Here is a 13,190-nt window from a genome sequence, read left to right as displayed (position 1 = left end):
GCAGGACGGATCATGGCAGATACGCGAACACTCATAGTCGACGGCACCGAAGTCGAGGTCCCCGTAACGTACACGCTTCTGCAGGCCTGCGAGGCGGCAGGTGCGGAGATCCCGCGCTTCTGTTTCCACGAGCGGCTCTCGATTGCAGGCAATTGCCGCATGTGCCTCGTGGAGCTGAAGGGGGCGCCGAAACCCGTCGCGTCCTGCGCTTACGCGGTGCGCGATTGCCGCCCTGGGCCCAACGGTGAGCCGCCGCAGGTGCTGACGAAGTCGCCTTTGACGAAAAAGGCGCGCGAAGGGGTGATGGAGTTTCTGCTCATCAATCATCCGCTCGATTGCCCGATTTGCGACCAGGGCGGCGAATGCGACCTGCAGGACCAGGCGATGGCCTACGGTGTCGACACCTCTCGCTTTGAGGAAAACAAGCGGGCGGTGGAGAACAAATACATCGGTCCGCTGGTGAAGACGATCATGACGCGCTGCATCCATTGCACGCGCTGCGTCCGCTTCACGACCGAAGTCGCCGGTGTCTCCGAACTCGGCGCCACCGGCCGCGGTGAGGACATGGAGATCACCACCTTCCTCGAGCGGGCCATGACCTCCGAGCTGCAGGGCAATGTCATCGACCTTTGCCCGGTCGGAGCCCTGACTTCGCGGCCTTACGCGTTCAAGGCGCGGCCGTGGGAGCTCAACAAGACCGAATCGATTGATGTCATGGACGCGCTTGGCTCTGCCATTCGCGTCGATTCGCGCAACACCGAAGTGATGCGCATCCTGCCGCGCACCAACGAGCTGGTGAACGAGGAATGGATCTCCGACAAAACCCGCTTCGTCTTCGACGGGCTTCGGACCCAGCGCCTCGATCGCCCTTATCTGCGTGAGAATGGCCGCTTGCGGGCCGCCACCTGGCAGGAGGCGTTCTCCGCCATTGCCGACAAGGTGAAGGCCGCCGCGCCGGAAAAACTCGGCGCCATTGCCGGCGATCTCGCCAACGTGGAAGAAATGTTTGCGCTGAAGGAGCTGATGTCCTCGCTCGGCTCCGCGAACATCGATTGCCGGGAACCGTATTCGCCGCTGCATCCGAAGAACGGGCGAGCGAGCTACGTCTTCGGCTCCACGATCGCGGGCATCGAAGACGCCGATGCGATCCTTTTGATCGGCACCAATCCGCGTGTCGAGGCGGCGGTTCTGAATTCGCGCATTCGCAAGGTCTGGCGCGCCGGACAGGCTGAGATCGGCCTGATCGGCGAGCCGGCGGATCTGACCTATTCCTACGCGCATCTGGGGGCCGGACCTTCCTCCCTCGATTCGCTCGTCGCCGGTGAGCTCGACTTCCTCGATGTTCTGAAAAAGGCCGAGCGGCCGATGATCATCGTCGGGCAGGGTGCTCTCAACCGCTCCGACGGTGCCGCCGTTTTCGCCCAGGCCGTGAAGCTTGCCGAGTCGATCGGGGCTCTTGGCGAGGAATGGAACGGCTTCAACGTTCTGCATACGGCGGCCGCGCGCGTCGGCGGCCTCGATCTCGGTTTCGTGCCGGGCGAGGGCGGTCTTGCAACGGCCGAGATGCTCGGGATGGAGGGGACGGCACCACTCGACGTGCTCTTCCTCTTGGGCGCCGACGAGTACAAGCTCGACACGATCCCCGACACCTTCAAAGTCTATATCGGCAGCCATGGCGATCGTGGCGCCCACGGTGCCGACGTCATTCTTCCGGGCGCGGCCTACACCGAGAAATCGGGCACGTACGTGAATACGGAAGGGCGGGCCCAGATGGCGAACCGTGCGATCTTCCCCCCGGGACAGGCGCGCGAGGATTGGTCGATCCTGAGGGCGCTCTCTGCCGTGCTCGGAAAGACGCTGCCCTTTGATTCTCTCATGGAGCTGCGCAATCGTCTTGCGGAGAGCGATCCGCGCTATCTGGCGCTCGACGAGATTGGCGATGTGGCCAAGGACGGCCTCAAGTCGCTCTCAGGCCGCGCCGGCGGAAAGCCGGGCAGCGAGCCGTTCGTCAGCTGCGTTCCGGACTTCTTCCTGACAAACCCGATCGCCCGTGCTTCGGCAGTGATGGCAGAATGTTCTGCGCTGCGGCTCGGCCCGCGCGCTGAAGCCGCGGAGTAGGCCCGATGGATACGTTCCTGCACAGCTACCTCATCCCGGGTGCCATCATCGTCGGGCAGAGCCTTCTGCTTCTGGTCGTCCTGCTCGTCGTCATCGCGTATCTGCTTTATGCGGACCGCAAGATCTGGGCGGCCGTGCAAATGCGGCGCGGTCCGAACGTCGTCGGGCCCTGGGGGCTTTTTCAGTCTTTCGCCGACTTGCTGAAGTTCGTTCTGAAGGAGCCGGTGGTTCCCGCGGCGTCCGACAAGACGATTTTCCTTCTGGCCCCGCTGATGTCGACGGTTCTGGCGCTCGCGGCCTGGGCGGTGATTCCGGTCGGCTCCGGATGGGTCATTTCCGACATCAATGTCGGCATTCTCTATGTCTTCGCCGTCTCCTCGCTCGAGGTTTATGGCGTGATCATGGGCGGCTGGGCGTCGAATTCGAAATACGCGTTCTTGGGATCACTGCGCTCCGCGGCTCAGATGGTGTCCTACGAGGTCTCGATCGGCTTCATCATCATTGCGGTGCTCTTGTGCGTCGGCTCACTCAATTTCTCGGACATTGTGTTGGCCCAGACCACGGGTCTCGGTACGATGCTGGGCCTTCCGAATTCGTTCCTCGACTGGCATTGGCTGCCCTTGTTCCCCGCGTTCGTGATGTTCTTCATCTCGGGTCTGGCGGAAACCAACAGGCCGCCGTTCGACCTGCCGGAAGGTGAGTCGGAGATCGTCGCCGGGTTCATGGTCGAATATTCCTCGACCCCGTACATGCTGTTCATGCTCGGGGAATATGTGGCGATCACCGTCATCTGCGCCTTGATGACGACGCTGTTCCTCGGCGGCTGGCTTCCGCCCTTCGACTTTGCGCCGTTCACCTGGATCCCCGGGGTCGTCTGGTTCACCTTAAAGCTGTGTTTCATCTTCTTCCTGGTTTCGATGGCGAAAGCGATCGTGCCGCGCTACCGCTATGACCAGTTGATGCGGCTTGGTTGGAAGGTGTTCTTGCCTCTGTCTCTCGCCTTCGTCGTGATCGTCGCGGTCGTGCTTCAGTTCACGGGCTGGGGCGGCGTTCCGGCGGCGGGGTGAGGCGTGATGGATCTCGCATTCATCGGCTTGGGCGTCGGGCTGGTCTTTGCCATTGCCGACTACATGTTGTTCGGCATGGTGCTTGAGCGCGCCAAAAGGCGCGGCGAGGGCGGTTTCGGCGTCACGGCGATCGATCTTGCCCGCAAGGCGCAGCTGGTTCTGTTTCCTGTTCTCGGATGGTTTTTGGGACCGCTGCTTTACAGAAATTTCGGAGGTGGATGATGGCGTCTCTGCGTCAGGCGGCCGGATCCTTGTTGTTGAAGGAATTCGTCTCCGCCACCATGCTGGCCATGCGCTACTTCGTGGCGCCGAAGGCCACACTGAACTACCCGCACGAGAAGGGGGCACTGTCGCCGCGCTTCCGTGGCGAGCACGCGTTGCGGCGTTATCCGAACGGTCAGGAACGGTGCATCGCCTGCAAGCTTTGCGAGGCGATCTGCCCGGCCCAGGCCATCACCATCGAGGCCGGTCCGCGGCGCAACGATGGCACCCGGCGCACCGTCCGCTACGACATCGACATGGTGAAATGCATCTATTGCGGCTTCTGTCAGGAAGCCTGCCCGGTGGATGCCATCGTGGAGGGGCCGAACTTCGAGTTTTCCACGGAGACGCGTGAAGAACTCTACTACGATAAGGAGAGACTCCTCGAGAACGGTGACCGCTGGGAGCGTGAAATCGCTCGCAACATCGCTCTCGACGCGCCTTATCGGTAAATTGAGCCTGGCCCCGCTGGACGCTCCGGCGGGGCTTCGTTAAAGACTTTCAGCACCCGAAGCCCGGACCCATGATCCTGCAGCCGATCTTTTTCTACCTCTTCTCCGCCGTGACGATTGCCGCGGCTTTGATGGTGATATCGTCGCGCAATCCTGTGCATTCGGTGCTCTTCCTGATCCTCGCCTTCTTCAACTCCGCCGGCCTTTTTGTGCTTCTCGGAGCCGAGTTCATCGCCATGATTCTGGTGGTGGTCTATGTGGGGGCGGTGGCCGTGCTCTTCCTCTTCGTCGTCATGATGCTCGACGTCGATTTCGTGGAGCTCCGGCAGGGCTTTCTGCAGTATCTGCCGATCGGCGCACTGATAGGAATCATCCTGCTCGTCGAACTGGTCGCGGTGCTTGGCGGCACCATCATCGCGCCTGAGGTTGCCCAGCAGGTGGCCCAGCCGATTCCGCCGCTTGCGGAGGCGAGCAACATCGCCGCGATCGGCGAGCTTCTCTACACGAAGTACATTTTCTTCTTCCAGACGGCCGGGCTCGTTCTGCTGGTTGCGATGATCGGGGCCATCGTGTTGACGCTTCGCCACAAGGAGGGCGTCAAGCGCCAGGATATCGGGGCTCAGGTGGGCCGCACGCGCGAAGCCGCCGTTGAGCTGGTAAAAGTCAAATCGGGGCAGGGGATATGATGATCGGTCTCGGCCAGTACCTCACGGTCGCCGCCGTGCTGTTCACGCTCGGCGTCTTTGGCATCTTCCTCAACCGCAAGAACGTGATCATCATCTTGATGTCGATCGAGCTCGTTCTCCTGGCGGTCAACATCAATCTCGTCGCGTTCTCCGCATTCCTTGGCGACCTCGTCGGCCAGATCTTCGCGCTTCTCGTCCTGACGGTCGCTGCAGCGGAGGCGGCGATCGGCCTCGCCATTCTCGTCGTCTTCTTCCGCAACCGCGGTTCGATCGCGGTCGAAGACATCAACATGATGAAGGGCTGAGCTTTGTATACGGCGATCGTTTTTCTGCCTCTGCTCGGCGCCATCCTCGCCGGCTTGATCACGATGGCAGGCGCGCAGGCGCGCCATCCCGTCGGCCAGACGTCTGAGCGCCGTTCGCTGCGTGACCGGCATGCCGAGGGCGATGATCATCATCACGCACCGGCCGCCGCCGGATCCCGCGCCGCGGAAATCATCACCTGCGCGCTGCTGATCCTGTCGGCGATCCTCTCCTGGGTCGGCTTCTTCGATGTCGCGATGGGGGAGCGTCAGGGTTTTACCGTGCCGGTGATGACCTGGGTGCAGTCGGGTGGGATGTCGGCCGATTGGATGCTGCGGATCGATTCCTTGACCGCGGTGATGCTGGTCGTGGTCACGACGGTCTCGGCCGTCGTTCACGTCTATTCGATCGGCTACATGGCGCATGACGCACATCGTCCGCGGTTCTTCGCCTATCTCTCTTTCTTCACCTTCTCGATGCTCGCGCTGGTGACGGCGGACAATCTTCTGCAGATGTTCTTCGGCTGGGAAGGTGTCGGTCTCGCCTCATATCTCCTGATCGGCTTCTGGTATCAGCGGCCGTCGGCCAATGCGGCGTCGATCAAGGCGTTCGTGGTCAACCGTGTCGGCGATTTCGGCTTCATGCTCGGCATCTTTGGCCTCTTCGTTCTCTTCGGCTCGATCAATTTCGACACGATCTTCGCCAATGCTGAGGCTCTCGCGGCCGACCAGGGCGCGACGCTGAACATGTTCGGAACCGTTTGGAGCGGCGAGACGGCGCTCACGGTCGTCTGCCTGCTGCTTTTCATGGGCGCGATGGGCAAGTCCGCTCAGGTGCCGCTGCACACATGGCTGCCGGACGCCATGGAAGGCCCGACGCCTGTTTCCGCGCTTATTCACGCGGCCACGATGGTGACCGCGGGCGTCTTCATGGTCGCGCGTCTTTCGCCGATCTTCGAGTTTTCGATCAGCGCCCTGACGGTGGTGACCTTCATCGGTGCCGTGACGGCCTTTTTCGCAGCAACCGTCGGTCTCGTGCAGAACGACATCAAGCGTGTGATCGCGTATTCGACCTGCTCGCAGCTCGGATACATGTTCGTCGCGCTTGGCGTTGGGGCCTATCCGATCGCGATTTTCCACCTCTTCACCCACGCCTTCTTCAAGGCGCTGCTCTTCCTGGGGGCCGGGTCGGTCATCCATTCCGTCTCCGACGAACAGGATATGCGCAAGATGGGCGGCCTATGGCGGAAGATCCCGGTCACCTACGTCATGATGCTGGTCGGCACGCTCGCGCTCACCGGTTTTCCGATGACGGCCGGATATTTCTCCAAGGACGCCATCATCGAAGCCTCGTTCATGGGCCATAACGGGATGGCGGGCTTTGCCTTCGTCCTCCTGACGGTGGCTGCCGCCTTCACGTCGTTCTATTCCTGGCGGCTCATCTTCATGACCTTCCATGGCCGCCCGCGCGCTTCCACCGAGGTGATGAACCACGTGCATGAGAGCTCGGCTGTCATGCTGGTTCCTCTCTTCGTGCTCGCGGCTGGCGCGCTGTTCGGGGGCATCCTGTGCAGCACCGCCTTCATCGATCCGGAGCAGTCGGCAGAATTCTGGAAGGGCGCGCTCTACACGGCTCAGGACAACCACATCATCGAAGAGATCCACCATGTTCCGGGTTGGGTGAAGCTGGCCCCGTTCGTGGCCATGGTTGGGGGCTTCCTCGTCGCGCTCTTCTTCTACATCGTGCGTCCGGAGACGCCGAAGACGCTGGCGCGGCAGATGGGCAGCCTCTACCGTTTCCTTCTCAACAAGTGGTATTTCGACGAACTCTACAATGCGATGTTCGTGCGTCCGGCATTCGCCGTCGGCCGCTTCCTGTGGCATCGCGGCGATGAGGGGACGATCGACAGGCTGGGGCCTGACGGGATCTCAGCGCGTGTCGTGGACATCACCGGGCGCGTTGTCCGGCTCCAATCCGGCTATCTCTATCACTATGCCTTCGTCATGCTGATCGGTGTCGCTTTGCTCGTCACCTGGATGATGTTTGCAGGATGACGGTGCGAAAATGCTGAACTGGCCCATCCTTTCGACGATAACGTTCCTGCCGCTGGTCGGCGCCGGGATCATTTTCTTCTTCATTCACGGTGATGAAGAGGTGCATCGGCGCAATATGCGCCATGTGGCTCTCGGCGTGACCGTCGTCACCTTCCTTGTCTCGCTGCTTCTGTGGATCGGTTTCGATCCACAGAACCCGGGCTTCCAATTCGTCGAAAATGCGGATTGGCTCGGCGGCTTCATGAGCTACCGGATGGGCGTCGACGGCATCTCGATGCTGTTCGTCATCCTGACGACGTTTTTGATGCCGCTCTGCATCCTGGCGAGCTGGGAATCCGTGCAGAGCCGCGTCAAGGAATACATGATCGCGTTTCTCGTCCTCGAAACGCTGATGATCGGCGTCTTCTGCGCGCTCGATCTCGTGCTCTTCTATGTGTTCTTCGAGGGCGGCCTCATTCCGATGTTCCTGATCATCGGTGTCTGGGGTGGCCCGCGGCGCGTCTATTCCGCCTTCAAGTTCTTCCTCTACACGCTGCTCGGCTCGGTTTTGATGCTGCTGGCCTTGATGGCGATGTACTGGGATGCGGGCACGACCTCCATTCCGGAGCTCCTCAATCATCAGTTCCCGGAAAGCATGCAGTTCTGGCTGTGGCTGGCGTTCTTCGCCTCGTTCGCAGTGAAGATGCCGATGTGGCCGGTGCACACCTGGCTGCCGGATGCACATGTGGAGGCACCGACCGCCGGATCGGTCATCCTGGCCGGCATCCTTCTGAAAATGGGCGGCTACGGATTCCTGCGCTTCTCGCTGCCGATGTTTCCGCTGGCGAGCGCGGACTTCGCGCCTTTCGTTTATACGCTGTCCGTCATCGCCATCATCTACACCTCCCTCGTCGCTCTGGCGCAGGAGGACATGAAGAAGCTGATCGCCTATTCGTCCGTCGCGCATATGGGCTTCGTGACGATGGGCATCTTCACGGTGACGGCACAGGGCGTGCAGGGCGGCATCTTCCAGATGCTCTCGCACGGTCTCGTCTCGGGTGCGCTCTTCCTGTGCGTCGGCGTGATTTACGACCGCCTGCACACGCGCAAGATCGACGCCTATGGCGGTCTGGTGAACCGCATGCCTTGGTATGCCTTCGCCTTCCTTCTTTTCACCATGGCCAATATCGGTCTTCCCGGTACGTCGGGCTTCGTCGGCGAATTCCTCACCATGCTCGGTGCGTTCCGAGTGAACACCTGGGTCGCCCTGTTTGCGGCGTCAGGCGTGATCTTCTCGGCCTGCTATGCGCTGTGGCTTTATCGCCGCGTCGTGCTCGGCCAGCTGGAGAAGGAAAGCCTCAAGGCGATGCTCGATCTCTCCCGGCGCGAAAAGCTCATATTGGTGCCATTGATGTTGCTCGTTCTCTTCTTCGGCGTTTATCCGCAGCCGGTGATGACCGTCACCGCGGCTTCCGTCGACAATCTCGTGGCCCAGGTGGAGGCCGCCCGCGAGGGCGCCACATCCGCCGCAATGCTCGGCCGCTAGGAGGTCTCCGTGCCGGAAGTCATCATGATGCCGACCCTGACACCGCTTCTGGCGGAACTGGTTCTCGCTCTCGGAGCCTTGGGGCTCTTGATGTTTGGCGTGTTCGCCGGTGAGCGTTCCGCGCCGACCGTGACGGGCATTTCGATCGGGCTCCTGGGCCTTGCCGTGCTTCTCGTCTTGTTTGCGGGCGGCGACGGCACGACCTTCAACGGGGCCTACATTCAGGACAGCTTTGCCCGCTTCATGAAGGTCTTGACGCTGATCGCGTCCGGCTTCGCGATTGCCATGTCGGTTGGCTATGCGCGCCTCGCTGGCTTTCAGCGCTTCGAGTACCCGATCCTCATCGTGCTCGCCACGCTCGGCATGCTCCTGATGATCTCGGCCAACGACCTGATCAGCCTGTATCTGGGTCTCGAGCTGCAATCGCTGGCGATTTATGTGCTCGCCGCCATCCATCGCGATTCCATTCGCTCGACGGAAGCCGGCCTCAAATATTTCGTCCTGGGTGCGCTGTCGTCCGGCATGCTCCTCTACGGCTCGTCGCTCGTTTACGGCTTTACCGGCCATACGAATTTCATCGAGATCGCCAACGTCCTCGCCGACGGGCGCTCGACGGGCCTCGTGATCGGCCTCGTCTTCGTCATGGCCGGCCTTGCTTTCAAGATTTCCGCAGTGCCGTTCCATATGTGGACGCCGGATGTCTATGAAGGCGCGCCCACGCCGGTTACCGCGTTCCTGGCGGCCGCTCCGAAGCTTGCCGCGATGGCCCTCACGATCCGCGTCGTGACGGAAGCGTTCGCTCCCATCTCGATGGACTGGCAGCAGATCGTCGCCTTCATCTCGATCGCCTCAATGGCGCTCGGCGCGTTCGCCGCGATCGGCCAGCGCAACATCAAAAGGCTGATGGCCTATTCGTCGATCGGCCATATGGGCTACGCGCTTGTGGGGCTGGCTGCAGGCAGCGAGCTCGGCGTGCGGTCGGTGATCATCTATCTCGTCATCTACGTTCCGATGACGCTCGGCGCCTTCGCCTGTATTCTGGCGATGCGTCGCCAGGAGCACATGGTGGAGGATATCGATTCTTTGGCGGGGCTTTCGCGTACCCAGCCAATGACGGCCGTCATGCTGGGGGCGATTATGTTCTCGCTCGCAGGCATCCCGCCGCTCGCTGGCTTCTTCGCCAAATACTACGTCTTCCTCGCAGCGATCGAGGCCAATCTCTATTGGCTGGCGGTCATCGGCGTCGTGACGAGCGTCGTCGGTGCCTTCTACTATCTCAGGATCGTCAAACTCATTTACTTTGACGAAGCGGAAGCGAGCTTCGAGCGCATGCCTGGCGAGTTGAAGGCGGTCTTGGTCCTTTCGGGCGTCTTCGTGCTTGGGTTTCTGGTGTTTGCCTCCCCGATCATCAACGCGGCCGGCACTGCGGCCGCAAGCCTCTTTTAGGGATGGGTTTCACCCTAGGCGCCAAGGCTCGTGCCGCAGGCTTCAGGCTTCTGGCGCTTCCCTCCGTCGGGTCCACCAACTCGGAGGCCATGCGGCTCGCGCGCGAAGGCGATGCGGGTCGCCTGTGGGTGGCAACGACACACCAGACGGCCGGGCACGGACGGCGTGGGCGCGCGTGGTCTACGGAGCCGGGCAATCTCGCCGCGAGCCTGCTTCTCATGGTGCCGCGAGGTGTGAATGCGGCCAATCTGGGCTTCGTGGCGGGTCTTGCGCTTCACGACGCACTTGGCGCCTGCGCTCCGGCTCTCAAGCTCAACGTCGGTCTCGACGGAACGACGGATGGCAAGAACAACCGGCTGACTCTCAAATGGCCGAACGATGCGCTCATCGACGGTGGTAAGGTTTCGGGTATCCTGCTCGAAGCGTCGAATGTGGGCGACGGGTTGATGGCTGTGGTCATCGGGATTGGCGTCAACGTCGTTCGGACGCCGCCGGATCTGCCTTATGCTGCAACTTCGCTCGTTGACCTCGGCGTTGAGGGGATCTGTGCGGAAGACGTGTTCGCGCGACTTGCCGATGCCTGGGTGGATCAGGAGAATCTATGGGCCGGCGGCCGCGGCTTTGCGGCTGTCCGCGATGCCTGGCTGAAGCGGGCCTCGGGCCTGGGTGCCCCGGTCGCCGTCAAACTGGGTGAAGAGATTATCCGCGGGACCTTCGATTCAATCGACGATGAAGGGCGCCTACTCGTGCGGACAGCAAGCGGAGCGATGAGAGCGGTGACCGCGGGCGAAGTTCATTTCAGCGCCGCTGCGACCGTACGGATTTGATGATGGCTCATAAGAACAAAGAAAAAAGCGAAGGCCTCGTCTTCGTGCCCTTGGGTGGCGTCGGCGAGATCGGCATGAATCTCGCGCTTTACGGGATCGGTCCCGCGCGCCGGCGACGCTACATCGCCGTCGATATGGGCGTGGCTTTCGGCCACGACAATCTGCCCGGGGTCGATGCCGTCCTGCCGGATATCGCTTATCTGGAGGAACGGGCGGATCGCCTCGAGGGGATATTCATCACCCATGCGCACGAGGATCATTTCGGCGCGCTCTTCGATTTCTGGCCGAAGCTGAAGGCTCCGGTTTACATGACGCCGTTCGCGGCAGGCCTTCTGGCCGCCAAGCGGGCAGGCGAAATTGGCGCGCCCGATATCCCGGTGACGGTGGTCGAGCAGGGCGCCCGGGTCTCAGCCGGCCCGTTCGAGGTCGAGTACGTGCCGGTTTCCCACTCGATCCCAGAACCGAGCGCCCTGGTCATCCGCTCTGAGGCTGGCACCGTGGTCCATTCCGGCGATTGGAAAATAGATCCGACGCCGGGCCTCGGCAGGCCGATCGACGAGGTGCGCCTCGCCGAAATCGGTCGAGAGGGGGTGCGGGCGCTCGTCTGCGATTCGACCAACGCCGTGCGCGACGGCATCAGCCCGAGCGAAGCTGAGGTCGCTGCCGTTTTGAAGGAAATCATCGCCGGCGCCAGGCAGCGCGTTGCGGTCACCACCTTCGCCAGCAATGTCGCGCGGCTGAAGGCGGTCGCGGAGGCGGCCCTGGCGGCCGAGCGAGAGGTGGTCGTCGTTGGACGGTCGCTCGATCGCGCCATCAACGTGGCGCGCGAGCTCGGCTATCTCGACGGGCTTCCACCGTTCCACAATCAGGAGGCTTATGGCTACCTGCCGCGCGACAAGGTCGTTGCCTTGATGACGGGAAGCCAGGGTGAGCCGCGTGCGGCGCTGGCGCGCATCGCCGCCAACGATCATCCGGCCGTGGCGCTTTCGCCCGGCGATATGGTGATTTTCTCGTCCCGGACGATTCCCGGCAATGAGCGGGCGGTCAACGGCATCATCAATGGCCTGATCGATCTCGGCGCCGAGGTGATTACCGACAGGCTTGGCCTCGTGCACGTCTCCGGGCATCCGCGGCGCGACGAGCTGCGGCGCCTCTATGAGCTCCTGCGCCCGCAATTGCTGGTGCCCGTGCACGGCGAAGCTCTGCATCTCCACGAGCAGGCGAAGCTCGGGCGCGCTGCCGGCATCCCTGAAGTTCTGGAGGTGCGAAACGGCGACCTCGCGCGCCTTGCGCCGGGTCCGGGCGAGGTCATCTCCAAGGTCGGGGGAGGGCAGATGTTCCGCGACGGACGGCTTCTGTTGGCGCCCGAACAGAGCGGTGTCGTCGAACGGCGCCGCCTGTCGTTCGCAGGTGCCGTTTTCGTCTCCCTGGTCATGAGCGAGAAGGGCGAGCCGCTCGACGACCCCCAGGTCGCGCTGATCGGTCTGCCTTCATGCGACAGCGAGGGCGAGTTGCTGCAGGCCATCGTGGAGGACACGGTGGACGACACGCTCGATTCCCTGCCCAAGGCAAAGCGTCGCGACGAAGCAAGTGTCCAGGAATCGGTTCGACGCGCTATACGCAGCGAGATCGCGGCGATCTGGGGCAAAAAGCCTTCCGTCGCCGTTACCGTCAGTTACGTCTGAGGAATACCATGCTGGGTCGGCTCAATCATATTGCTATCGCCGTCAGTGATCTTGCCGCCGCTACGGCGCTTTATCGCGACACGCTCGGAGCGGAGGTGTCTGAGCCGCAGCCCTTGCCGGAGCACGGCGTGACCGTCGTCTTTGTGGTTTTGCCGAACACCAAGGTGGAGCTTCTGGAGCCGCTCGGCGAAAACTCGCCGATTGCTGCCTTCCTCGAGCGCAGTCCCGCCGGGGGCATCCACCACATTTGCTACGAAGTCTCCGACATTCTCGCGGCCCGTGACCGCCTGAAGGCTGAGGGAAAGCGTGTCCTGGGCGATGGCGAGCCGAAGATCGGAGCGCATGGCAAGCCGGTCCTTTTCCTTCACCCCAAAGACTTTAACGGCACGCTCGTGGAGATCGAGGAGGCCTAGGACGTGTCCTGGATCAGCGCCCTTGCCGTATATTTCGTGATCTGGTGGCTGGTGCTGTTCGCCGTCCTGCCGTTCGGGGTGCGTACCCAGGAGGAGGAGGGGGAGGTGACGCTTGGCACGGACCGTGCCGCGCCGGCAGTTCCGCGCATGTGGTGGAAGCTTCTGGCGACTTCTCTGGTCGCGGCCGTCCTTTTTGGCGTCGTCTATCTCGCCATCGCCGTCTTCGGGGTGACGTTGGAAGATCTCGTGGTCTGAGCGGAGCGCGAGCTGCGCCGAGGCGCGAGAATCGCCAATAAAAAAGGCAAGGCCTCAGCCTTGCCTACTCGTTTAGTTCTTTGTTCTGTGGCCGCTTC

The 13,190-nt window shown here is 62.2% G+C and carries 13 protein-coding genes; all 13 read left to right on the top strand.

What is annotated here, in order from left to right; translation table 11 throughout:
• Window positions 1-12: 12 nt before the first annotated feature.
• The 13 genes from nuoG (at window position 13) to ACK8CP_RS06385 (ending at window position 13,092) form a co-directional block, all read left to right on the top strand.
• Window positions 13-2,118, top strand: coding sequence for an NADH-quinone oxidoreductase subunit NuoG (gene nuoG, locus ACK8CP_RS06445; RefSeq protein WP_414833719.1), 2,106 nt, complete (start codon window positions 13-15; stop codon window positions 2,116-2,118).
• Between the two features lie 5 nt (window positions 2,119-2,123).
• On the top strand, window positions 2,124-3,185 hold the full coding sequence (gene nuoH / locus ACK8CP_RS06440) for an NADH-quinone oxidoreductase subunit NuoH (protein WP_234627845.1): 1,062 nt from the start codon (window positions 2,124-2,126) through the stop codon (window positions 3,183-3,185).
• Window positions 3,186-3,191: 6 nt separating this feature from the next.
• Complete coding sequence (locus ACK8CP_RS06435) at window positions 3,192-3,407, top strand: hypothetical protein (RefSeq protein ID WP_234627846.1); 216 nt, start codon at window positions 3,192-3,194, stop codon at window positions 3,405-3,407.
• Entirely contained in the window at window positions 3,407-3,898 is a 492-nt protein-coding gene (nuoI, locus tag ACK8CP_RS06430) for an NADH-quinone oxidoreductase subunit NuoI (protein WP_092812619.1), read from the top strand. The genes ACK8CP_RS06435 and nuoI overlap by 1 nt, the downstream gene beginning before the upstream one ends.
• A 71-nt stretch (window positions 3,899-3,969) precedes the next feature.
• Complete coding sequence (locus tag ACK8CP_RS06425) at window positions 3,970-4,584, top strand: NADH-quinone oxidoreductase subunit J (protein ID WP_092812616.1); 615 nt, start codon at window positions 3,970-3,972, stop codon at window positions 4,582-4,584.
• Window positions 4,581-4,889 (top strand): NADH-quinone oxidoreductase subunit NuoK, encoded by a 309-nt coding sequence (nuoK, locus tag ACK8CP_RS06420; RefSeq protein WP_092812613.1) that lies wholly within the window; start codon window positions 4,581-4,583, stop codon window positions 4,887-4,889. Before ACK8CP_RS06425 ends, nuoK begins: the two co-directional genes overlap by 4 nt.
• A 3-nt stretch (window positions 4,890-4,892) precedes the next feature.
• Window positions 4,893-6,941: an NADH-quinone oxidoreductase subunit L gene (gene nuoL / locus ACK8CP_RS06415; RefSeq protein ID WP_234627847.1), complete on the top strand. Its 2,049-nt coding sequence runs from the start codon at window positions 4,893-4,895 to the stop codon at window positions 6,939-6,941.
• Between the two features lie 10 nt (window positions 6,942-6,951).
• On the top strand, window positions 6,952-8,466 hold the full coding sequence (locus tag ACK8CP_RS06410; protein ID WP_234627848.1) for an NADH-quinone oxidoreductase subunit M: 1,515 nt from the start codon (window positions 6,952-6,954) through the stop codon (window positions 8,464-8,466).
• Window positions 8,467-8,490: 24 nt separating this feature from the next.
• The gene (nuoN, locus tag ACK8CP_RS06405; protein ID WP_234629316.1) at window positions 8,491-9,912 is read left to right on the top strand and encodes an NADH-quinone oxidoreductase subunit NuoN; all 1,422 of its coding nucleotides are present in this window, start codon (window positions 8,491-8,493) and stop codon (window positions 9,910-9,912) included.
• A gap of 2 nt (window positions 9,913-9,914) precedes the next feature.
• Window positions 9,915-10,739 (top strand): biotin--[acetyl-CoA-carboxylase] ligase, encoded by an 825-nt coding sequence (locus tag ACK8CP_RS06400; RefSeq protein WP_234627849.1) that lies wholly within the window; start codon window positions 9,915-9,917, stop codon window positions 10,737-10,739.
• Window positions 10,739-12,424, top strand: coding sequence for a ribonuclease J (locus tag ACK8CP_RS06395; protein WP_414833718.1), 1,686 nt, complete (start codon window positions 10,739-10,741; stop codon window positions 12,422-12,424). The genes ACK8CP_RS06400 and ACK8CP_RS06395 overlap by 1 nt, the downstream gene beginning before the upstream one ends.
• 8 nt (window positions 12,425-12,432) lie before the next feature.
• Window positions 12,433-12,837 carry a methylmalonyl-CoA epimerase gene (mce, locus tag ACK8CP_RS06390; protein ID WP_092812602.1) on the top strand — a complete coding sequence of 135 codons (405 nt, stop codon included), beginning with the start codon at window positions 12,433-12,435 and terminating at the stop codon, window positions 12,835-12,837.
• 3 nt (window positions 12,838-12,840) lie between these two features.
• Window positions 12,841-13,092: a DUF1467 family protein gene (locus ACK8CP_RS06385; RefSeq protein ID WP_234627851.1), complete on the top strand. Its 252-nt coding sequence runs from the start codon at window positions 12,841-12,843 to the stop codon at window positions 13,090-13,092.
• Window positions 13,093-13,190: the final 98 nt, after the last annotated feature.

The organism is Afifella sp. YEN Y35, from assembly GCF_047553465.1.
Classification (GTDB): Bacteria; Pseudomonadota; Alphaproteobacteria; order Rhizobiales; family Afifellaceae; genus Afifella; species Afifella aestuarii.
This window is presented reverse-complemented; position numbering and strand designations above follow the sequence as displayed.